This window comes from Frankia sp. Mgl5, assembly GCF_023242985.1.
GTDB classification, from domain to species: Bacteria; Actinomycetota; Actinomycetes; order Frankiales; family Frankiaceae; genus Parafrankia; species Parafrankia soli.
This window is the reverse complement of sequence record NZ_JALKFY010000599.1, coordinates 1-322: the sequence shown is the minus strand read 5'-3', so window position 1 is coordinate 322 and position 322 is coordinate 1. Positions and strand designations below refer to the sequence as shown.

Genomic DNA, 322 nt, shown 5'->3' with positions numbered 1-322 from the left:
CCCTCGATAAGCCACATCTCACCTTCCGGGGCGTAATGTGTATATTTCATCCCAGGAGAGCGGGGGGTATCGATCGCTCCAAGAAATGCAGGGTCAATGGCAACTTCGCCGATTACGGCCTCAATCTGCTCCACGGTTACCCCGCCGGGACGCAAGATCATTGGCGGCTTGACGGTCATATCAATCACCGTTGATTCTACTCCCACCCCTGTGCTGCCGCCATCCAAAATAGATGGAATGCGCCCGTCCAAATCGCTGCGAACATGTTCTGCAGTTGTCGGGCTTGGCCGTCCTGAGAGGTTGGCGCTTGGCGCCGCTATAG

Annotated in this window: 1 protein-coding gene; it reads right to left on the bottom strand. The window is 56.5% G+C overall.

The genetic code is table 11. From position 1 onward, the window contains the following. A partial coding sequence (locus MXD62_RS40660) for an L-threonylcarbamoyladenylate synthase (protein WP_368862391.1) occupies positions 1-322 on the bottom strand: 322 nt, incomplete at both ends.